General features: G+C 36.5%; 21 protein-coding genes and 1 rRNA gene. 4 read left to right on the top strand and 18 right to left on the bottom strand.

Going from position 1 to position 20,658, the window contains the following annotated elements:
- Positions 1-356: 356 nt before the first annotated feature.
- The 9 genes from OS139_RS06630 to comGA form a co-directional block, all read right to left on the bottom strand.
- Complete coding sequence (locus tag OS139_RS06630) at positions 357-1,541, bottom strand: acetate/propionate family kinase (protein ID WP_002286171.1); 1,185 nt, start codon at positions 1,539-1,541, stop codon at positions 357-359.
- A 24-nt stretch (positions 1,542-1,565) separates the two neighbouring features.
- Positions 1,566-2,573 (bottom strand): class I SAM-dependent methyltransferase, encoded by a 1,008-nt coding sequence (locus OS139_RS06625; RefSeq protein WP_002332213.1) that lies wholly within the window; start codon positions 2,571-2,573, stop codon positions 1,566-1,568.
- Between the two features lie 171 nt (positions 2,574-2,744).
- On the bottom strand, positions 2,745-3,104 hold the full coding sequence (comGG, locus tag OS139_RS06620; protein WP_002293655.1) for a competence type IV pilus minor pilin ComGG: 360 nt from the start codon (positions 3,102-3,104) through the stop codon (positions 2,745-2,747).
- The gene (gene comGF, locus OS139_RS06615; protein WP_002325315.1) at positions 3,076-3,501 is read right to left on the bottom strand and encodes a competence type IV pilus minor pilin ComGF; all 426 of its coding nucleotides are present in this window, start codon (positions 3,499-3,501) and stop codon (positions 3,076-3,078) included. The genes comGG and comGF overlap by 29 nt, the downstream gene beginning before the upstream one ends.
- Positions 3,464-3,811 carry a hypothetical protein gene (locus tag OS139_RS06610; protein ID WP_002286177.1) on the bottom strand — a complete coding sequence of 116 codons (348 nt, stop codon included), beginning with the start codon at positions 3,809-3,811 and terminating at the stop codon, positions 3,464-3,466. Before OS139_RS06610 ends, comGF begins: the two co-directional genes overlap by 38 nt.
- Positions 3,783-4,253, bottom strand: coding sequence for a competence type IV pilus minor pilin ComGD (gene comGD, locus OS139_RS06605; protein WP_025479117.1), 471 nt, complete (start codon positions 4,251-4,253; stop codon positions 3,783-3,785). Before comGD ends, OS139_RS06610 begins: the two co-directional genes overlap by 29 nt.
- The gene (gene comGC, locus OS139_RS06600) at positions 4,228-4,506 is read right to left on the bottom strand and encodes a competence type IV pilus major pilin ComGC (protein WP_002297583.1); all 279 of its coding nucleotides are present in this window, start codon (positions 4,504-4,506) and stop codon (positions 4,228-4,230) included. Before comGC ends, comGD begins: the two co-directional genes overlap by 26 nt.
- Positions 4,503-5,552, bottom strand: a complete 1,050-nt coding sequence (gene comGB, locus OS139_RS06595; protein ID WP_016628374.1) for a competence type IV pilus assembly protein ComGB — start codon at positions 5,550-5,552, stop codon at positions 4,503-4,505. The genes comGC and comGB overlap by 4 nt, the downstream gene beginning before the upstream one ends.
- Positions 5,509-6,438, bottom strand: a complete 930-nt coding sequence (gene comGA / locus OS139_RS06590; protein ID WP_002293666.1) for a competence type IV pilus ATPase ComGA — start codon at positions 6,436-6,438, stop codon at positions 5,509-5,511. The genes comGB and comGA overlap by 44 nt, the downstream gene beginning before the upstream one ends.
- 131 nt (positions 6,439-6,569) lie before the next feature.
- On the opposite strand from comGA, the gene ade reads away from it, so the two are divergent.
- Positions 6,570-8,324, top strand: a complete 1,755-nt coding sequence (ade, locus tag OS139_RS06585) for an adenine deaminase (RefSeq protein ID WP_002332216.1) — start codon at positions 6,570-6,572, stop codon at positions 8,322-8,324.
- 91 nt (positions 8,325-8,415) lie between these two features.
- Here ade and trmB read toward each other — a convergent pair whose 3' ends face one another.
- The 4 genes from trmB to OS139_RS06565 form a co-directional block, all read right to left on the bottom strand.
- Complete coding sequence (gene trmB / locus OS139_RS06580; RefSeq protein ID WP_002324251.1) at positions 8,416-9,084, bottom strand: tRNA (guanosine(46)-N7)-methyltransferase TrmB; 669 nt, start codon at positions 9,082-9,084, stop codon at positions 8,416-8,418.
- Positions 9,085-9,153: 69 nt separating this feature from the next.
- Positions 9,154-9,936: a phosphotransferase family protein gene (locus OS139_RS06575; RefSeq protein ID WP_002286194.1), complete on the bottom strand. Its 783-nt coding sequence runs from the start codon at positions 9,934-9,936 to the stop codon at positions 9,154-9,156.
- 203 nt (positions 9,937-10,139) lie between these two features.
- Complete coding sequence (locus OS139_RS06570) at positions 10,140-11,351, bottom strand: ABC transporter permease (RefSeq protein WP_002286197.1); 1,212 nt, start codon at positions 11,349-11,351, stop codon at positions 10,140-10,142.
- Complete coding sequence (locus OS139_RS06565; protein ID WP_002297572.1) at positions 11,344-12,081, bottom strand: ABC transporter ATP-binding protein; 738 nt, start codon at positions 12,079-12,081, stop codon at positions 11,344-11,346. Before OS139_RS06565 ends, OS139_RS06570 begins: the two co-directional genes overlap by 8 nt.
- A gap of 137 nt (positions 12,082-12,218) precedes the next feature.
- Here OS139_RS06565 and OS139_RS06560 point away from each other — a divergent pair, with 137 nt between their 5' ends.
- The 3 genes from OS139_RS06560 (at position 12,219) to OS139_RS06550 (ending at position 14,180) form a co-directional block, all read left to right on the top strand.
- Positions 12,219-12,653 (top strand): HIT family protein, encoded by a 435-nt coding sequence (locus tag OS139_RS06560; protein WP_002297570.1) that lies wholly within the window; start codon positions 12,219-12,221, stop codon positions 12,651-12,653.
- Positions 12,646-12,990: a YtxH domain-containing protein gene (locus OS139_RS06555; protein WP_002286203.1), complete on the top strand. Its 345-nt coding sequence runs from the start codon at positions 12,646-12,648 to the stop codon at positions 12,988-12,990. Before OS139_RS06560 ends, OS139_RS06555 begins: the two co-directional genes overlap by 8 nt.
- A gap of 179 nt (positions 12,991-13,169) precedes the next feature.
- Positions 13,170-14,180, top strand: a complete 1,011-nt coding sequence (locus tag OS139_RS06550; protein WP_325066842.1) for a peptidylprolyl isomerase — start codon at positions 13,170-13,172, stop codon at positions 14,178-14,180.
- Positions 14,181-14,248: 68 nt separating this feature from the next.
- Here OS139_RS06550 and OS139_RS06545 read toward each other — a convergent pair whose 3' ends face one another.
- The 5 genes from OS139_RS06545 to rrf all read right to left on the bottom strand — a co-directional run.
- On the bottom strand, positions 14,249-15,193 hold the full coding sequence (locus tag OS139_RS06545) for a 3'-5' exoribonuclease YhaM family protein (protein WP_002286211.1): 945 nt from the start codon (positions 15,191-15,193) through the stop codon (positions 14,249-14,251).
- Positions 15,177-17,897: an ATP-binding protein gene (locus OS139_RS06540; RefSeq protein ID WP_002332218.1), complete on the bottom strand. Its 2,721-nt coding sequence runs from the start codon at positions 17,895-17,897 to the stop codon at positions 15,177-15,179. The genes OS139_RS06545 and OS139_RS06540 overlap by 17 nt, the downstream gene beginning before the upstream one ends.
- The gene (locus tag OS139_RS06535; RefSeq protein WP_002307065.1) at positions 17,894-19,114 is read right to left on the bottom strand and encodes a metallophosphoesterase family protein; all 1,221 of its coding nucleotides are present in this window, start codon (positions 19,112-19,114) and stop codon (positions 17,894-17,896) included. The genes OS139_RS06540 and OS139_RS06535 overlap by 4 nt, the downstream gene beginning before the upstream one ends.
- A 281-nt stretch (positions 19,115-19,395) precedes the next feature.
- Entirely contained in the window at positions 19,396-20,241 is an 846-nt protein-coding gene (locus tag OS139_RS06530; RefSeq protein ID WP_002304764.1) for a Cof-type HAD-IIB family hydrolase, read from the bottom strand.
- Between the two features lie 330 nt (positions 20,242-20,571).
- A 5S ribosomal RNA gene (rrf, locus tag OS139_RS13685) occupies positions 20,572-20,658 on the bottom strand; the annotation flags it as partial.

Here is a 20,658-nt window from a genome sequence, read left to right as displayed (position 1 = left end):
TTTTTATTATTCGATCAATAAATGTTTCGGATCGATTTTCTAGCTAAACATAAAGCGAAGAATAAAGTCGACAGCCCACGAGGCTGATCTAAAAATGTTTTTTCTTTTTACATATGTAATGTCCCTTATAAAGATGAATGAAAATAAAATATTGGGATTTTCCTGAAAATCAATAAATAAAATGCCAGTCTTTTCCCTTTTGACCACTTTTCCAAGCAAAATTCCCTAAGAAGATCCTGTAAAAAAGAAGGGAAATTGAAGTTAAATTACCATTTTGCGGTCTTCTCCGCAAAAAAACACATGCAAGAATTCCCTCTTGCATGCGTTTCATCTTTTATCCTAACGAATGCTTTGGCTTAGCCGCGCAGACGCTCCACGTCACGGGCAATCATTAGTTCCTCATCTGTTGGGATCACTAATACTCTTACTTTTGATTCTTTTGTAGAGATATCTACTTCTTCACCACGCAATTCATTCAACGCTGGATCGATTTCACAACCAAACCAAGACATACCTTTGATGATTTCACTACGTACATGTCCGTCATTCTCGCCGATACCAGCAGTAAAGACAATTGCATCAACACCATTCATCGTTGTCACATAACCGCCGATGTATTTTCGGATGCGGTCCACGAAAATATCATAAGCTAAACGAATATGTTCTTTTTCATAGTTCTTTTCAAGATCACGCATATCACTAGACAATCCTGTTAGGCCTAGCAGACCAGATTTCTTGTTCAAAACATTGATCATTTCATCAATATCAATCTCTAATTTTTCCATTAAATATGGGAGAACAGCTGGATCGATATCACCTGAACGTGTACCCATTGTCACCCCAGCTAATGGTGTGAATCCCATAGAAGTATCCATGGATTTACCTCCATCGACTGCTGTGATCGATACACCATTTCCTAAGTGGCAAGTGATGATTTTTAGTTCTTCGATCGGTTTGTTCAATAATTTTGCCGCACGTTCCGACACATAACGATGACTTGTGCCATGGAAGCCATATTTTCTTACTTTGAAATCTTCATAATAAGACACCGGTAAGCTATATAAATAATTTTGCTTTGGCATTGTTGAGTGGAAAGATGTATCGAATACAGCCACACTCAAAATGTCAGGTAAAATCTTTTTAAACGCTTTGATCCCCATTAAGTTTGCAGGATTATGCAAAGGAGCAAATTCTGCTAATTCAGCAATGCGGTCCATTACTTTCTCATCGATCACTACTGAATCCCCATAAGTTTCTCCTCCGTGAACAACACGGTGCCCTACTCCGGTGATTTCATCATAAGAGCTTAAAATTTGCAGTTCAATCAACTGATCTAACAGCATTTTTACTGCTACTTCGTGGTTTTCGATATCCATGATTTGTTCGAATTTTTGATTATCGCCGTACTTGATGGTAAAAATAGAATCTTGTAAACCGATACGTTCGACGATCCCCTTCGCAACTACGGTTTCTTCTGGCATTTGATATAATTGCCATTTCAAACTTGAACTCCCAGCATTGATTGCAATTGTTTTAGACATATGACTCTCCTTCTCGTTGAATGATTACAGAGCAGATGATTTCCAGTTTTTAAACTCGTTGAAAAATTCCGTCACCTTCTCTGGTTCTTTTAATGAAGCAAGTTTCACAAGCAAGACTTCTTTTACTTGTTGTGCTTGTGGTCCTTTTTTCTGTAAGATCAAAATACTTTTTTGCGATTGTTTATTACGGAACAATTCATCTGGCAATTGAATCATTCCTTGAAGATAGCCTTCTTCTTTAAACCATTTTTTGATTTCTTCACTTTGATCCGTTTCTAAAAATCCACTCGGCATCAAAAACAAACCAAAACCATCCGGCTTCACATATTTCATTGATTGCTCTAGCAATAAATGATGTGCATAACTATGGCCTTCTTCGGTACTTGTTAAAAACTCTTTTGCTTTTTCGTCATTCGGATAATAACCGATTGGCAAATCGCTGATTGCAAAATCGACAGGATCTATTAATAAATCCTGCAACCCGTCTTGATGAAAGTATTGAACATTTGCTTGTGTCAAATCACTTGTAGAAGCTGCGACAGCCAACAATGTATCATCAATATCCACACCAATTCCTTCTGTTTGGTACCCCGCATTCGATAGGTTTAAAAGAACTGTTAATAACAAGTTGCCAATTCCTGCCGCAATATCCAGAATCTTAACCGGTGCTTTTTTATTTGTGTATAGTTGTTCAATAAGAAAAACAAATAAAAAACCGATACTATCAGGAGTGAGTTGATGGTTCGCCTGCAAATGTTCTGTCTGGCTGCCCTTCAATAAAAGTAATTGAGACAGTCTGCGCCATTCTTCTGGCTCGAAAGAAAGTTTCTTCAACTCTTCATAAAGAGCTGTGATCCGTTGCGTTGTCTCTTTTGTCGGCACTCCATCCACCACACGTACTTGATAATCATCTATTAAATTTTCTGCATTTTCGACATAGGCTTCTAAAAAGGAAGTTCCCAATGCATTCTGTAAAAGCTGAATAGCTTCCAGGTTTTGATTAAACCCTTGTTCCATTTTTTCTGGTAACATGGTGCACCTCATTTCTAGATATATTATAACAATTTTTTCACCTGTTTAATTCTATCGAACAATTGACAAAATTTCAATCGTTTTCACTGTTTTTTATTTGTGAAACGGCAAACATTTTTTTATTAAAAACAGTGTTATAACAGAAAAGAGGGCGTTTTCACGAACATTCCATCATTCTGTACTAGTATCTGTATCATTTTTTACTTCTTCTGTGAACCGAAAGATAAACGGTGAGACTTCCACCTCTAAGAATAGGGACTGTTGTACCCACTGATATGTTACAGATCCAGTTGTGTAGTAAAAAACTCCTTCCGAACTTTCGGCAAGCGTAGACTGTTCCGATAAAGCCATCTGCTTCATTATTTTTGCTATATAATAATTTTTGATTCGTATATTAAGATCCATTGACAAACGGTAGCTTTCTAATGCTGCCATCAATAAAAATGTACATAAAAGAAATAAAAGCAAGACAGAAAATAAAATAGAGCCCTTATAACATTTTCTACTGATCGTTTTTTGTCCATATGGCATATCCATCTTCTCCATTTTCAAAGTGTACATAAAAAGAAATTGTGTGTTCTTTTTCCAATAATTGAAGCTCAGTGATACTTGTTAACATAGGTTGATGTCCGCCGGAAGTTCTTCTTTTACGTATCATTGCCTGATATCTTTCGATGATATACTGTTTATCCTCGATCGTGTAGTGCAGTTGCTGATTTTTCACAGAGACATTGTGACTGCTCTTGAGTTCTTCTTCTAATTGTGCTAAAAATATTAGCCACTCTTTTTGATCTTTCCGCTGCAGAAATTCACTTACTTGGATGGTTTGCTGAATCAAAAGATTGAATGTGAGCAATAGACTGCTCAATATCATCAGTCCAATTAGACATTCAATCAGCGTAAATGCTGGAATTACTTGTTTTTTCAATACTGATCGCTTCTTTCTCCATATTGACAAACACTTTTTCGATTACTCCATTATTATCGACAATTTGGATATCGTATGGGATCATTTCTTCCCTTCGCTCTGGTCTTTTGTGATACATCCGCTGCGTCTTGATATCTTCATAAATCATTCGAATAAATAGCAGTTCCTCCCCACTTTTCTTTTCTGCCTGAAGCAAAAACAGCTGGCCAAAGCTCACTAAGTAGACACAGACAGAAGCGATCATAAGCGCTGTAAGGGACTCCAACAAAACAAATCCTGTTTTATTCAATTCTTTTTGTATAGCGACCACTCCCTATCTGGAATTGATACGTAATCGTCCGCTCTTTTTCTTCCCAATAAAATTGATAAGCTTTTAGTGAACTTTCATTCCCGGTTCTAGCAGCAAAAGTAATAGAAGCATGGCGTTTCAAAGTAATCTCATCAGGAATATCTAATACTTCCCAATTTATTTTATCTGGATTCGGAACATGAAAAATGATTTGATTCTCTTCACTATTCCAATAAAAGCCTGTTTGGATCTGATTCACAATAGCGATTTTTTGCGTAGAATAGATTCGTTTTTCAAATTGGCTGAAAAATTGATAGACTGCCAATTCATTCTTCCATGCAGAAAATGCGAGAACTGGAAAAGAAAGGATCGTTGTAAGTAATAAAATCAGTAAGAGTGATTCAAACAACGTATATCCTGATGCTAAAACCTTACCTTCAAGGCCGCTGATAGATTTCTGCATGTTCTCGTTTGATATAGCCTTCATTCAACAATTCCTCCACAGTAGGAACTCTTCCATTATTTTGAAGCGCATAGAGCTCTTTTTGTGTGTCTACCAACTGGATGATCGCTTCACGACTTTCTTGGTCTACATGATTCCTATAACGCGACAAATTAGGGACGAACAACAACACTAATACACTGATGATCAGTAAGACGATTAGCATTTCGATCAATGTAAAACCGCTATAATAAGATATTTTTTTCTTTTTCATGGCAAAACCTCCTCTATGCTTCCGTAAACAGGTAATAAAACAGCGGCATAAACTAATAAAATCAAAGCCGCTACGCCCAAAAAAATGATTGGCTGAATAAATTGCATCCAGTGATGAAGACGTTTGAAAAGCTGTTTTCTTGTCCATTCACTGTAAAAAATCAGTTCTTTACCTAAACTTCCCTTTGCCTCTCCCTGTAAAACAATTTTACTGAATTCTTCTGATAGAAAACGATAATTCTGGAACTGCTCAGCCAATGACATACCTGCCTCCAATCCTTGAATCAACTTAGAGGCAAGATGCTGAATCAGACTTTCTTGTTTCGTTTCCTTTAAGCAGACTATGATTTGCCTTAATTCGAAACCTTCATGAAAAAGCTTTCCAATCTCTAGTGACAAATAAGCCGATTGATACAAGGAATATATCGGTCCAATCAATAATTGTCTGCTTATCCATTCACTCTGATCAACAGGAGACAACTTCATCAGACGATACCTTACTAGTAAAGCCAATAGAGTAACCGCTAGGATGAATAGTAGAACATACCAATGAAAGACTTGTATCAGCTGAATACCCCAATGCTCTTGCATGACCATTCCTGAACCAATAAGCTGAGGCAAAACGAACAACCGCATACTAAACAAGATACCTAGCAAAAAGGTGAGCAATAGCATCGGATATGCAAGCAGCTTTTTCAAATCATTGCGAAATCCTTCAACAAGCCGAAACTGTTTGGCAATTTCCAACAAAGTTGTCGGCAGATTCCCATGACGTTCAGCTAACTCGATCTGTACCAGTTGCTCTGCTCCATATCCTATTTGCGAAAGTACCTCACTAAACGCTTGCCCTTCCTTTAGCTGATGTTGGATATTTGCCAAAATAACAGGTGGAAACGAACGGATCGTGAGTAATAAATAAAGGGATTCTTGCAGACTAAAACCAGATAAAAGCAGTTCTCCCATGGTTTGTGCAAACTGGTTTTGCTGGCTTCTTGTTAATCCTTTAGAATAGTTCTGACTGCCAAATATTTTCCTGAGCTTCTTCATAACTTTCCTCCCATGATTTTTTTACTGATTCTTCCTCCATAAATTGATAACTCCATAAGACAGAAGGATGGTGATTGGCATCTTCCAAAAGTTCTTGATAAATGACACCAGCTAAACATTCAGATAGCTCTTCTTTTTTCTTTGTCAGTTCATGGATTCTGACCAATGTACCTTCAAGATTGCGTGCATGTACGGTTGCAAAAACCCGGTGCCCTGTTAGTGCTGCTCTTACCGCAGCATGTGCAGTTGATTCATCTCTTATCTCGCCAATGATTAGCAAGTCTGGACGATGCCGTAATGCGAGTTTCAAAAGTGTATCATAAGTCTGTGCTATTTTCGGATTGATCTGTAGCTGCAGAAAAAACGGTTCTTCTATCTCTACAGGATCTTCGATAGTAATCACTTGCAATTTTTCTTCCAAAGCCAACCGATACATTAGAGAAGTCTTGCCTGATCCGACTGGTCCGCTGAAAAGGTATAATCCACGTCTGACGGTTTTCTGTAAAATAGTTGCAAAATCTCGAGAACTAAAGCAACGATGGGGTGTTTCAAAAGTACCGTATAATAGCCGAATCACTAAACTCTCTCGTTGAAGGTAATCTCCTACAGAAGACAACCGCAGACGAACTTCCTGTTTTTCTAAAGAATAAGTAAATGCACCTAACTGAGCTTTTCTTTTTTCTCCGATATCCATCTGTCCCAAATACTTAAATCTTGAGATCAGTTGCTGTCCATCTGCCGAAGAGACTTTCTTCCAGAATGTTCGTTTTTTTCCATAGCGAAAATAGATGTAAAATACTTCTGAAGCTGGCAATATATATACGTCTTGGGCATGTTTGGCAAAACTTTCACTTATCATTTGATCCGATAATCGTTTTATTTCCATTATTCTCCCCTCCACAAAAAACATACGTCTTTTTGATCTTTTCGTTTCAAATAAAATGAATTTACAAAAAAATATTGGCAAAAGCCGAATTTATGTTATACTTATAAAAATTTATCTTGGGAGGCACTCCATTGGAAACAACATTAAGGAAATATATCGAAGTAGCAAGTAAAAAAAAGCCTGCTGACCTAGTGATCAAGCATGCTAAGATCGTCAACGTCTTTACGAAAGAAATCATGGAAAAAGATGTAGCAATCTGCGAAGGAATGATCGTAGGAATCGGTGAATACGAAGGAAAAAGCGTACATAATGCTAATGGGCAATATCTAGTGCCAGGATTCATCGATGGCCATGTGCATATCGAAAGCTCACTTTTATCACCAAGCGAATTTTCAAAAGTATCCTTGCTTCATGGAGTTACTACTGTAGTGACAGATCCCCATGAAATAGGAAACATTGCTGGGAGTACAGGTCTTGAGTTTATGATAGAAGATGCAAGACAAACACTCATGAATATCTTTTTTATGCTACCTTCTTGTGTACCTGTAACCCCTTTTGAGACCAATGGTGCAAATTTAAATGCAAAAAAATTAGCCCCTTTTTTACAAAAACCCGAAGTTTTAGGCTTAGCTGAAGTCATGAACTATCAAGCAGTAGCAAATAATGAAACAGACATCCTAGAAAAGATCCAATTGATGCACCAGCATAAGAAAAAAATTGACGGGCATGCAGCTGGTATCGGCATGGAAGAGTTAAATGTTTATCCTGCAGCAGGTATTCGGACGGATCATGAAGCTACAACTGCAAAAGAAGCTAAAGAACGTTTGGATCTTGGTATGTATTTAATGGTTCGAGAAGGGACCGTTGCAAAAGATCTGGCATCGCTACTACCGGCGATCACATCTGAAAATTCAAGAAGATGCTTCTTTGTCACCGATGATAAACTGATCAATGATTTAGTAAAAGAAGGATCAATCGATCATATCGTCCGTCAAGCTATTGCACTTGGAATCGATCCATTACAAGCCATTCAGATGGCAACATTGAATGCAGCAGAATGTTTTGATTTGAAAACACTAGGTGCGATTGCCCCTGGGTATCAAGCTGATTTCTTCTTAACAGACGATCTTACCAAGCTGCCAATTCATGAAGTTTTCTATAAGGGAACATTAGTTGTTCAATCTGGGCAACTCCAAGACCATTTATTTGCTGATCATTCAAATTCATATACGTGTTGTCTGCCAAAACTAAACGCTCAACCATTAAATCCACATTCGTTAGAGCTGCTTCTTTCTTCTTCACAAGTCCATGTGATCGAAATTATCCCGAATAGTCTAGTGACTAAAGATTTGGTAGAAAAAGTGGACCGACAAGGCGAACGATTCATTCCTTCAATCGAAAAAGACCAATTAAAGATTGCGGTGATCGAGCGTCACCATCAAACGGGAAACATTGGATTAGGCATAGTGAAAGGATTTCAGCTGAAACAAGGAGCGATAGCGACAACGATTGCCCATGACTCGCATAATCTAGTTGTCGTTGGGACAAACGACGAGGATATGCTGTATGCTGCTAATCTTTTGATTCAAAAAGGTGGCGGGATGACCGTTGTCAACAAACAGCAGGAAATAGCTTGTGTTTCTCTTCCTATAGGCGGAATCATGACACAGGAACCTTTTTCGATCGTCTATGAACAGTTGAATGAATTAATAACTAAAGCACATCAACTAGGAGCAGCTAAAACCTTTGATCCTTTTTTGACACTTTCTTTCTTAACATTATCTGTCATACCCGAATTGAAGATCACCGACAAAGGATTATTTTCATTTTCTCGCTTCCAATTGATTCCACCTTGTGGAAAAACCGATGAAATAAATACATTTTAAATCAAATAAATCCCAGAAAATACATTACATCTGTAATGTTCATTTTCTGGGATTTATTTATGGATATTAATGTTTTTATGAAAGCAGAAAGTTAGTTTCGCAGACTTTTCTTTTTGGTCTTATCTTGAAATTGAGCTTCTACTCGATAAATACGTTGACCTTTTGAAGAAAATTTTTCTTCATACTCCGTCATAATATTGCCTTCAAATTGACTTTGATGTAAATCTAACCATACCTGTTTGAGAATCATGCCATATTGAGAAAAACTTGCCAGAGAATACTCAAACAATCCTTGATTATCTGTTTTGAAATGGATTTCTCCATTTGGACGAAGAATCTGTTCATCTACAGCAAGAAAAGTCTTATATGTCAATCGCCGTTTTTCATGACGTTTTTTTGGCCATGGATCGGAAAAATTCAGATAGATTTGATCTACTTCGCTGTCAGCGAAATACTCTGTCAACGCTGATCCATCCACATGTAGAAGTTTCAGGTTAGGAAGCGGTTGTTCGATCAACTTGTCTAGTGCAATCGAAACAACACTGACCTGCATTTCTACTCCAATATAATTGATTTCAGGATGGGCTTTTGCCATTCCAGTGATGAACTGGCCTTTCCCCATACCAATCTCAATGTGGATTGGATGATCGTTTTCAAACAATTCATTCCATTTTCCCTTCCACAATGTTGGATCACTAATTACAAAATTCGGGTGAGCCGCTAACATTTCCGCTGCTCCCGGACGATTTCGGACACGCATTATTTATCTCCATTCCTTTCCTCTAATTAAAAAGGTCTGGCCAAATCTCCGCAGAGTTTGGGCCAAACCTCAGCCACTGAAAATTCGTTTTAATTGTAAAATTTCTTCGTTCATCCGTCGATGATCTTCACGTTTGCAATATCTGGTGATTTCTTGGAGCAAATTCATGGCCGCATACCAATGAAATTTTTCAAGCATTTCGTCAGTCGGGCGTATGCCATAACTGATCAGCCACTGATTCCAGCTAGACAGTGGCACATAATTTCCTAAAATCGTTGCAATATCCACCGCAGGGTCTGCAAACATGATTGAATCCCAATCGACTAGATATAAATAATTTTTACATACTAACCAATTACGATGGTTTACATCTCCGTGTACTACTGATAAGTTTTCCTTATCTATTGACGGGATCTGCTCACGAAGAAAACGATGGACAATTTGCAGAAATTGATTTTTCTGGAGTTCTTCCGGTAATTCTTTTTCATATTTTTGCAGCATCTTCTCCGGCGTCATGACACGACCACCGATACGGGTCAGCATGGTTTTAAGAGAATTTGAATGATGTAAATGGTACAAAACATCAATCACGTCGTTTCTTTGACCAATCTCATTAGGAGTCAGCAAGCGACCTTCCAGCCACTCTTGTGCTGTCAAAGTATCGCCATTCCCCGTTCGTTTTGTCCAAACAAGTTTTGGTGTAATTCCTTCCCTTGAAAGAGCAGCCAACATCGGAGTTGTGTTTCGTTTAATAAAGACTTTGTCCTCATCACGCATGCCTATGTATGTTTTTCCTGTGTCGCCTTTGATGGGACGTAACCGCCACTCTTGGTCTAACTGAAACTCCATCATGCATTCTCCCGTCCTCTTACTCTTTGTTTTGCAGTACTTATTATTCTAGTCGCCTGAACACTACACGTCAAGCACATATACGTTCTTTTTCATTTAATTGCCATTCAAAAAACCAGCTTTTCTCAAAAAAAATAGAACGAACAGCATTCTTACTGTCAACGCTCTATTTTTCATTCTCATTTTTACCCTACACAGCTTTGTTTTCAGTCTGACATCTTCTTCAAACGAGTTGGTACATATAGTTTAACAAAGAGCATAGTAACAATCAAATAAGCCGCTAGCGGAACCCATCGCTGCTGCCCATCTAATACGACTGCAGCAATCAAACCAAAAATAACCGACGCGATAATTAATACCCATGTGAGTAGATACTGAATCGCCTGCTTCTTCTGATTCTTATGGATTGGATAAAGCTGAACGAGAACCATATAGCGGAACTGGTTCGCTAAAGGTAACAGTTGGAAACCGATCAAATATAAAAATAAGAAACCGATAATCAGACTAAAATAAAAGTCGACTACTCCGGCAATCAATAACCCACCTATAATTACTAATCGGAAATAAAGACCACTAAAATCAGAACCTCTTGCCAATCTTCTTGCAAACAAGTAAAGATAAGTGTTTTTTGATTCTCTTTTAATATGAGTCAATATAGGATCCAAATAGCGTCTTCTTTTGATCTTTGCCGTAATTTCAGGAACATCTGTGAATAAATTGATAAATTGATAGATCTGATGCAACCTATGTTCTTCTACATGCACCATTTTCTCCCAATCCAATCCTTTTTCTTGTTGCTTCCACAAAAACCAGTAATATAGACTTGCCTGTACTAATGCACCTGCTATTCCTGCCCATATCAGCCAATAAAATGATAGAAACAAAAAGATCAGAGAAGAAAAAAACCAGCCTAATTTCCAATAACGAATAACTTGTTGATCTAGTCGAAACAATTCTGCTCTCTTGATTTGCAGATGACTGAATTTCAAACTCCATAATATGATCAGATAGACGAAAAACATCGAAAAGGACTGCTCCGTACTAACCACCACTAATGGCATGGCCAATCCGCATGCCAATATCAAAAAGATCAACGGAAAAATGCAGGAATAGCGAAAAGCTCGTTCCAAATAGGTTTGCATTTCTTTTTCTTTAGGAAGTAAAAAAACAATATCTGCTGCCTCTGCAAAAGTAGCCATCTTACCCACGAATAAACAGAGCATCCAAAATACAGAGATTATGAGCCCTCCAATTGCAAACGGTGGCTGCAGGGTTTTCAACCAATTAGAATAATATAATCCCACACCGCCAATCAAGAAAAGACAAACTAAAACAAAATGATCGTTCAATACATAACGCATATATTTCATCATTTTCTTTTGATGTCTTGCTAAACGTTTTTGAAAAAAACTACTCATGTGCCTGCTCCTTTGTTAAAGCAATATAGATTTCGTCCAAAGAAGAATCCGGCAGCTGAAATTCTTTTCTCAACATCTCAAGAGAACCGTCTGCTCGTATCTCTCCGTTATGTAAGACCACAAAACGATCACAATATTTTTCTGCAGTAGCTAAAATATGCGTAGACATCAAAATACCGGCTCCTTCTTTTTTCATTTCTACCATCAATTCAAGCAATGCATTGATAGCTAGTGGATCCAAGCCTAAAAATGGTTCGTCGATGATATATAAAGAAGGCTCGATCAAAAAGGCGCATAAGATCATCACTTTCTGTTTCATTCCCTTTGAAAAATTAGCTGGGAACCAGTCAAGACGATTAGATAACCGAAAAGTCTCCAACAACTTTTCTGCTCTTTTCATTGCTGTATCCATAGGTATATCGTAGGCCATCGCAGTGACTTCGATATGTTCTCTCAATGTCAATTCTTCATATAAAGAAGGAGTCTCTGGAATATACCCAATTTGTTTGCGATATTCTTCCGTATTTTTCTTTAAGGATAGATGATTGATTTCTATCGTTCCTTTTGAAGCTTCCAGCAGACCGATAATGTGCTTGATGGTCGTACTTTTCCCTGCTCCGTTCAGTCCAATCAACCCTACTATCTCTCCAGGCTGTACATCGAAACTGATATCTTTTAACACAGGGAGATGTCCGTACCCCCCTGTGACATGATCGATAATTAAACTCATTCTTTTTCCTCCGCCATTTATTTTTATTTATTATACCACGAAGAAAATGACGGTATTTTGTTTTTTTCCTTACAATAGCTTTAACTTATGGTAAAGTTAAGCTGAAGTATTTATTCTTTATAGAAAGGATGTTTTATATGGAAAACTGTATTTTTTGCAAAATCATCAATCAAGAAATCCCAAGCTATAAAATATATGAAGACGACAAGGTCTATGCTTTTTTAGACATCTCTCAAGCAACGAAAGGACACACATTAGTTGTGCCTAAACGTCATGTAGCAGATATTTTTGAATATGATCCCGAACTTGCAGGAGAGGTTTTTTCACGTGTGCCTAAGATTGCTCAAGCATTGGAAAAAGCTTTTCCAGAAATGAAAGGTCTTAATATCTTGAATAACAACCGTGAACTAGCCTATCAATCTGTTTTTCATTCACATATCCATTTAGTCCCTCGCTACAGCAAAGAGGATGATTTTTCTATTCACTTTGGCAATCATCAAGATAGTTATGGATCGGAAGAACTAAAAGCTATTCAAGAAACAATCGTAAAGCAGGTGTCCTGCGATGATTAAAAACTTTTTCAAAGGACTGTTATTTGGAGCTGCTGCTGGCACTGTCGGAGGTCTATTATTGGCGCCCAGGAGCGGGAATGAAACAAGAAAGAAACTGATCGAAGAATTGGAAGAAGCAACAACTCTGACAAACGATTTAAATAACAGCCTGAATCATTTTAAAAGCGCATTGATCGAAACAAAAGAAACAGCTGAATCTGTGATCCCTGCTTTCCAAGAAGCAATCAAAAAAGATATCGAAGATTTTAAATTCCAAGCTGAACCACGTATCACACAAATCAATGAACAAGTAGAAAAACTAAAAGCTGATCTGCCAGAGTATCCTGAACAAATATAATAATGATTATTTTCTCAACAGATTTAACTATATAAGTGAGAAAAGTTTGCGTATTTCCTAGGAATGTGATGAAATTTTGAATTTTGTTTGAAACTACCACGACAACGTTTTTAAAGGAAATGGGATATGGTATAGTTAATATATAAAAATAATAACTAATTACAGGAGTGCAAATTTTAATGAAAAAAAAATCAATTATTTTGGCAGCTACTAGTGCGTTGGCTGTTTTAACTCTAGCAGCTTGTTCAGGCGATACTAATAAAGATATCGCAACGATGAAAGGCGGAACAATCACTGTATCTGATTTCTATGATGAAGCAAAACTTGAATCATCGAACCAATCCTTAGTACAACGGATGATCATTTATAAAGTATTCAATAACAAATATGGCGATAAAGTAACCGATAAGCAAGTGGATGCAGAATACGACAAACAAGCGAAATCATTAGGTGATACTTTTGAATCACAATTAGAAGCTGCTGGATATACGAAAGATACTTATAAAGAATATATTCGTAACAATTTAGCTTTTGAAGCTGGCTTGAAAGCTCACGTAGATATTACAGATGACGATTTGAAAACTGCTTGGAAATCTTTCCATCCAGAAGTAGAAGCACAAATCATCAAATTATCAAGTGAAGATGAAGCAAAAGATGTGAAAAAATCAGCGGATGATGGAGATGATTTCTCTAAATTAGCCAAAGACAAATCAACTGATACAGAGACAAAAGAAGATGGCGATAAAGTTAAATTCGACTCAACGACAACAACTATTCCTGCAGAAGTAAAAGAAGCAGCTTTCAAATTGAAAGACGGTGAGATCTCCGATGTTATTACTACAACAAATCCTACTTCTTATGCGACAGAATACTACGTTGTCAAAATGGTGAAAAACCAAAATAAAGGCAATGACATGGATAAATACAAAGATCAACTAAAAGATATCGCTACTGAAACTAAACTAAGTGACAATGCATTCACAACTAAAGTAATCGGTGAAGAATTAAAAGATGCAAATGTAAAAATCAAGGATGATGCCTTTGAAAACGTGTTGAGTGCATTCACTACAACTTCATCAAGTACGAAAGACTCAAGTGAAACTACAGCTTCAACAAAGAATTCTGACACAAAATCAACTGATTCAACAAAAGAATCTTCAACTGAAGAAACAACTGATTCATCAAAATAAAAGAAAACAAAAAAAGCGAAGACTTATGTCTCGCTTTTTTTGTTTTGAATGAAAAAAATAAATTTTTGCTATAAATCTTTTGGTACATAGAAACTTCGGTTGTCCATACCGAAAATCCGATCGGTGTATTTTCCTGGTTCTGTTTGACGAATCGAAGTCAACATCATCTGCATCGAAGCATCGATATTGTCGATTTGATGTAATATTTCTGCTTCCATTATTCTTGGACGTACAGGTGAGCCATATTCTAATAAGCCATGGTGTGCTAAAACCATATGACGTAATACGAGAACATCTTCGTCAGCTTCGCTGATTTTCAACGCAAGACAGGCTTTAGTTATTTCTTCGTCAATCAATACCAGATGACCGATCAAATTTCCTGCAAGCGTATATTCTGTCGACATAGGACCGGAAAGCTCAATCACCTTTCCTAAATCATGCAAAATGATACCAGCATACAACAATGCTCGATTCAGCTCAGGATATTCATCGGCGATTGATTTCCCTAAGTGAAGCATTGTCAAAGTATGATAAGCTAATCCGCTGGCAAATGCATGATGGTTTCTTTTTGCTGCCGGAAACTCAAAAAATTGTTTTTGATATTTATTAAGTAGATAGCGAACAATACGATTCCAATGCGCATTGGTGATCTCAAACAACAATTGATTGATTTCTTCTTCCATTTCTTCTTTCTTCAAAGGGGCTCTTTCCATGTATAAACTAGGCTCTCCTGGCTCATCTACCCTTGTTAAGCGCATATGAAGAATTTTTACTTGAGGGTTTCCTTGATAAACCTCTCTTTTACCGTTTAGAAAAACGACTGTGCCGGCTGTAAATTTATTGATTTCCTCCTCCGAAGCATCCCAGTATTTACCATCGATAGTACCTGAAGTATCTTGGAAAGTAAAAGCAATAAATTTTTTTCCGTTTTTAGCGATTCTTACATCTGCACTTTTGATCAGGACAAATTGTTCAAACTGCTCATCGATTACTAAATCACGAATTTTTTTCATTATTTGCTCCTTCTAATTGTTTTACGATTTGGTTTATCTCATGGTAATAGCTTACCATTTCTTTATCAGAAGAAAAACAAATTATTTGATACTTTTCTCCAAATTTAGCTAAAAGTTCAGCTAATTGATACTTTCGCTGATGATCATAATGAAGCCAGCCATCATCAATGATGATCGGGCATATCGAACGGTTAGCTTCTAATGAGAGGTAAGCAAATCTCATCGCCATAATCAGCTGATCTTTCGTACCTGTAGATAACTCATAGATGGGAAATTCTGTATATCCGTCTGTTAAAGTCAGTGTATCATTTTTCAGTAATATCTTCTGATAATTTCCTTTTGTTAAAATACCTAAATAATCACCTGCTGCTCTTAACAACTGGGGTAATTGTCTTTCACTCATCTCTGTTGAAAGATCACCTAAGAATGTCCCGGCGATTTCAAGTGCTCCCCATTCCTCCAGTAATTCCTGTAATTTTGCTTTTTGCCGGCTAGCTTGTTGATAAAGTTCGTCCAATGTGCCGTCTCTTTGCAACTCTTCTACTTGAAGTTGGAGTCGTTGCCGATTTTCACTTGCTTCTTTTTCTTCTTGCTGGAGTTGGGATTGCTTTTCTTTCAGTTGGCGCAGTTTTACAGATAATTTCTCTTTTGTCAGCTCTTCAGGAAATAGTGGAGTAAGCATTTCCGATAATTCATTGTATCTTTTCATCTGCTGTTCGGCTTGTTTGGCTTTTTGTAAAAAGACAGGTACTTCCGAAGGATAAGATAAGCCTGCTTGAGTCAATTGTTCGCTGTATTCTTGTATCCATACTTTTTGTTTCTTTTTCAATTGATTGATTTCTTGCTTCAATAAAGTATTTTGCTGATAGCTTCTGGCAAATTTCATCTGTTCCATCTCTTGTATAAAACGGGAAAGCAATACCATTTTTTCTGAAATTGTCTTATCTTGTATCGGTAACCATTCTTTAACAAACTCAAATTTTTGGTCGATTTGTCGTAGTTTTTCTTGTATTTCCTGTTCTCTTTTATGTTTCCGCTCAAATACGCCATATAATTTCTGATAATCTATGACTTCCTGTCCATATTCTTTCATGAGTTTGAGCGTATCCATCTTTCCTAAGTGCCGATGATCCGCAAAACGATATACTTCTTGCCGAAGAATCTGTTTTTCTTCCCCAGTTCTCTTTTGTTTTTCTTCTGCTTCAGCTAATTGAGCTAAGGCTAGATCAAGTTGTCCTAGTTTTTCTTGCCACATTCCTTTTATCTCAGAGAAATCATTTTTAGTTTTAATTTTTGGTTGCCTTTTGTAGAAGAAATAGCCAATCATGCCTGCACCAATTAGTAAAAGGATCACTTTCAAGGGCATTGGTACAAATATACCTGCAATGATTATTGCTCCGCCAGTCATCAGCATATACGGTTTAGATGAAGAGACTGGCGCTATCTCTGACTGATTTTGTAATAATGCTGGATAGGTCTCTTCCAAGTCATTCACTTCTGCTTCAATCATCTCTTGTTGTTCTTTAGCTATTTGGAGACGCACAGAAATCTGGCTTTCTAGATCAGCAATCCTTCTTTCTTCAGCCAGAAGATGCTTCCATTCTTCTTCATATAAAAATTCTTCCGGTAACGGATTTTTCTGCCAATGCCACCTTTGTTCCAAAATCTTCAATTCTGAATTTGTTTCTCTAGTCTCAATTTGTAATCTTTGCCATTCTTCGTTTAATTGTTCCGCTGTAAATTGAAGTTGCTGGAGATCTTTTAGTTCCTGCTCCTGCTCTAAATAAAAATAATATCTGGCTGACTGCTGATCCATCCCGCTATGCTTTTCCAGTGTTGCTTCTAATTCTTCCAAACGCTCATTTGTTTGCTGATACCGTTTGGAGAAAGACTCCAGATCTAAAAGAAGTTGCTCATCAGGAAGACCTGTAGTGCTGTTTTTTTTGAGAGATTGCCATTCTTCATATAAAGAAAAATTAAGTTCTTGCTGTCTGGCTAATGAAAATTGTTTGTTCGCCTCTTTTAATTGTGCCAATAACTGCTGCTGTTGCGACTCGTATTCCTGTTCTTGTTGGATCAACTTGCCAAAATAAGCTTCCTGTTCTTGTTTTTGATGAATTTTTTCTTGCAGCTCTTTCCATTCATTTAATTTTTGATTGATTAGTAGTTTTTGGCCTTTTTTCTTGAATAATTGTTGTGCTTTCTGATAATATTCTTGCCGCTTTTGGAATACTTGAGAACTGCCCGTGATGCCTAAAGAAATCAGCGCATCATGTAGCTCTTTTTCTCTCAAATGATCTAGTTCCATCAACTGTTCCTGCTGGAAAGTAAATACTTGCTGGAATAACTCTTTCGTTAAAGGCGCAATCAATTTTTCTAGTAACTCATCACTTCCCACTTGATCCCCCAGCCACACCTTCGATTTTCCGCGATTTTGCTGCTTGTAGCGCTCGACAGCAAATTCACCATATACAGGATGTTTAAGCCATATTTTGCCGCCATAGGCTGAGCCGTCTTTTGGTGTATAATCCTTTTTTTTACGGCCTTTTGAAGGGAAACCAAATAATATTGCTTGAATAAATTGATAAATCGTTGATTTTCCTGCTTCGTTTCCCCCATAGATCAGCTGATTGCCTGAATAAAAGTCAAAACTTTTTTGACGCCATTTTCCAAAAGCAGCAATCTCGATCCTTAAAATCTTCATTCCTGATCCTCCTCAAATAAAAAATCTTGATTAAGCAGCTGCTTGGCTTTTTCAAGTGTTTCTTCTTGGTATTCCGGCAGTTCGCTCAATATTCTAGCCGCTTCTTGATGACTATATACTTCATTTAAAATTTGTTGGAAATCTTGAGGTGTCTGATAGTATTGAAATAACTGTTCCATCAATTTAGCAGAAGCAGCAAGTGGGATCTTCGTATAAAAGGTATCCTCTATGAGAGAAATACGCCAAATAAAGAAATCATTTATCCTATCTGAGAATTCCTCTAACAAATAGTCTAATAGCTCTCCTGATTGTATCCGTTCCAAAACATCTGTATTGAGATGGTCATAATCTTTTAATTTTATTTCGATTAAACTAAAACCATACTCTACTTTTGAAAGTTGCTGACGAATGTGAACAATGACCTCTTTTGTCGTTCTTGCTTTCCTCAATGATATTTCCTTTGTCTTCCAATAGACCTCTGCTACTTTAATCGGATGTATTTGGCAACTTCCTTTACTTAATTCAACTAGTAGAATAGATGTAGAAGCTTGTTCCTTTTTAGTATGACCTTGAGGCGCACCTGGATAAACAATTGTTTGCTTTTCATTTAAGACCGTTGGCACATGGATATGCCCTAAAGCCCAATAATCGTATCCCTTTTCTTGCATCTTTGAGGGTTGGAAAGGAGCATAGTTTCCTTTTTGAGAGACGCCAGGTTCCCCGTGGTACAACCCAATATGGTAATCTGTGAGTTCTCTAGAAGGAAATTCCATCACTTTGTCTTTTTGAATCCACGGTTGACGATAACTAAATCCACTGAGAGAGACAGTTTCTCCACTTTTTATCGTTATTTTTTTTGTCTCTACCGTTTCGGATGTAAATAAATGGACATTTTTAGGAAAGGAGAACCAATACCGCTCTTTTTGATAGAAATCATGATTTCCGAATATTATAAATACAGGTATATGGTTCTTTTCTAACCGTTTCATCTGTTCTGAAAAATGTTTCTGTATTTTTAATGAAGGACGATTTTGATGAAAATTATCTCCTGCAAGTAAAACAAAATCAACGTTATTTATTATTGCCTGTTCAATGATATTTGATAAAACGGTCAGATTCGTCTTCAATAGTTTTTCCTGTACAGTTTTATCAAGAGTTGTCAGTCCTTCAAATGACCGATCCATATGTAAATCTGCCGCATGGATAAATTTCACCATTAAAAATTTCCTCCTTTTTTTCTTTTATCATACCATTTTCAATAGCTTTTTTCATTAATAACCGAAAATTTGTTCGCATTACACAAAGAAATTACGACAAAATGGCCGGCTTCAAAAAATGAGTTTATTCGAAAAAAAGATTGTGACATGATTTTTGTCACAATCCTAAACATCTATGTTATATTCGCTTCGTTTGACACTGAAGAAGTACTATTTATACTGGAATTTATGCTCCATTTTTCCGTATTTAGAATTCTATGTTCTATACTACCTTAATTAGTTTATATGGTAAGAATTCTTTCAAATGCTTGAGATACTCCGTCTTTATCATTTGAAACAGTGACATAATCAGCTTTTTTCATGATTTCTTGATGACTATTTCCCATTGCAAAACTAATATCTGCACTTTCAAACATAGATAAGTCATTTAAACTATCTCCGATCGCGATTCTCAAAGGTTTCTTTAAATTGTAGATTGATTCCAAACGATCAAACACCACGCCTTTAGATACATTTTGAGGTACGATTTCAATATTTACAGGTGCCGATTCAGTAACAGACACATTTAGCATCTTTTTCAAATGGTTAAATATATTAGCTTTCAATTGACGATTAGGAATAAAAATAAAAAATTTGTAAATGCTGATAGCATCCTTTTCTATAATTTCCTCAATATTATTATAAGGGATTGAACAAATAGATTTTTCATACTCAAGCTCATAGTTTAGCTCTTTGATAGAAAATTCACTCCCTACCTCGTGAAAAATTTTTTTCATTTTATTTTTATAATTCTGAGATTCATAACTTCCGAGATTTGTATATATTTTGGTTGGAAATTTCGATAGGACAGAATCAATTTTTTTTACATCATTTTTATCGAAGGAAGACTCAAATATCTTTTTTTCTCCATCAAATCCAACAGAACCATTTAACCCTACTGCTGGTATCCTTAAACCAGATTTTTTGAGAATATTATTAATGTCTTCTACTTCTCTTCCAGAACAAATGAATGGAAAACAGTCTTCCGGTAAATGTTTCATTGTTCTTGCATTTTTTTGACTAATGCTCTGGTCAGAATTCAAAAGAGTACCGTCTAAATCTATACCAATTAGTTTCATTTCATCCATGTCTCCTATACGTTGATTATAAATTCACTGCTTATTGTAAGTCTAAATTTCTCACAAAACATATACTAATTATACCTAATTTAAGTAAGTACAAACATCATTTTAAGATTAGGAAAGGACATTTATATACTATTCTCTGTATTTTTGATTTATAAATAAATATGAATTGAATCCAAATCAGCTATATTACTATTTTATAATAACCAACTATAAAAAACGAAGTTAGGTGAAAAACTAACTTCGATATTCATAAAAGACTCTATTAGTTCAACTTAGCAAAAGATTTAAACAAAAAAAGATGAACTATTTCTAGTTCATCTTTTTGCCTTTGCGTGGCGACGTCCTACTCTCACAAGGGGCAACCCCTCACTACAATCGGCGCTAAGAAGCTTAACTTCTGTGTTCGGCATGGTTACA

This window comes from Enterococcus sp. E4-223 (assembly GCF_035727065.1).
Classification (GTDB): Bacteria; Bacillota; Bacilli; order Lactobacillales; family Enterococcaceae; genus Enterococcus_B; species Enterococcus_B faecium.
Note: the sequence above shows the minus strand (reverse complement) of the source record. Positions and strands in the feature narration are given on the sequence as shown.

Excerpts from the sequence above, each read along its gene's own strand:
- OS139_RS06550 (WP_325066842.1), top strand. The coding sequence starts at position 13,170 with ATGAAAAAAAAATCAATTATTTTGGCAGCTACTAGTGCGTTGGCTGTT.
- OS139_RS06570 (WP_002286197.1), bottom strand. The coding sequence starts at position 11,351 with ATGAGTAGTTTTTTTCAAAAACGTTTAGCAAGACATCAAAAGAAAATG.
- OS139_RS06535 (WP_002307065.1), bottom strand. The coding sequence starts at position 19,114 with ATGGTGAAATTTATCCATGCGGCAGATTTACATATGGATCGGTCATTT.
- OS139_RS06575 (WP_002286194.1), bottom strand. The coding sequence starts at position 9,936 with ATGATGGAGTTTCAGTTAGACCAAGAGTGGCGGTTACGTCCCATCAAA.
- OS139_RS06625 (WP_002332213.1), bottom strand. The coding sequence starts at position 2,573 with ATGTTACCAGAAAAAATGGAACAAGGGTTTAATCAAAACCTGGAAGCT.
- OS139_RS06560 (WP_002297570.1), top strand. The coding sequence starts at position 12,219 with ATGGAAAACTGTATTTTTTGCAAAATCATCAATCAAGAAATCCCAAGC.
- OS139_RS06545 (WP_002286211.1), bottom strand. The coding sequence starts at position 15,193 with ATGAAAAAAATTCGTGATTTAGTAATCGATGAGCAGTTTGAACAATTT.
- comGB (WP_016628374.1), bottom strand. The coding sequence starts at position 5,552 with ATGAAGAAGCTCAGGAAAATATTTGGCAGTCAGAACTATTCTAAAGGA.
- comGA (WP_002293666.1), bottom strand. The coding sequence starts at position 6,438 with ATGGAAATAAAACGATTATCGGATCAAATGATAAGTGAAAGTTTTGCC.
- trmB (WP_002324251.1), bottom strand. The coding sequence starts at position 9,084 with ATGCGTGTCCGAAATCGTCCGGGAGCAGCGGAAATGTTAGCGGCTCAC.
- comGC (WP_002297583.1), bottom strand. The coding sequence starts at position 4,506 with ATGAAAAAGAAAAAAATATCTTATTATAGCGGTTTTACATTGATCGAA.
- OS139_RS06630 (WP_002286171.1), bottom strand. The coding sequence starts at position 1,541 with ATGTCTAAAACAATTGCAATCAATGCTGGGAGTTCAAGTTTGAAATGG.
- comGG (WP_002293655.1), bottom strand. The coding sequence starts at position 3,104 with ATGCCATATGGACAAAAAACGATCAGTAGAAAATGTTATAAGGGCTCT.
- comGD (WP_025479117.1), bottom strand. The coding sequence starts at position 4,253 with ATGCAGAAATCTATCAGCGGCCTTGAAGGTAAGGTTTTAGCATCAGGA.
- OS139_RS06530 (WP_002304764.1), bottom strand. The coding sequence starts at position 20,241 with ATGGATGAAATGAAACTAATTGGTATAGATTTAGACGGTACTCTTTTG.
- OS139_RS06540 (WP_002332218.1), bottom strand. The coding sequence starts at position 17,897 with ATGAAGATTTTAAGGATCGAGATTGCTGCTTTTGGAAAATGGCGTCAA.
- OS139_RS06565 (WP_002297572.1), bottom strand. The coding sequence starts at position 12,081 with ATGAGTTTAATTATCGATCATGTCACAGGGGGGTACGGACATCTCCCT.
- OS139_RS06555 (WP_002286203.1), top strand. The coding sequence starts at position 12,646 with ATGATTAAAAACTTTTTCAAAGGACTGTTATTTGGAGCTGCTGCTGGC.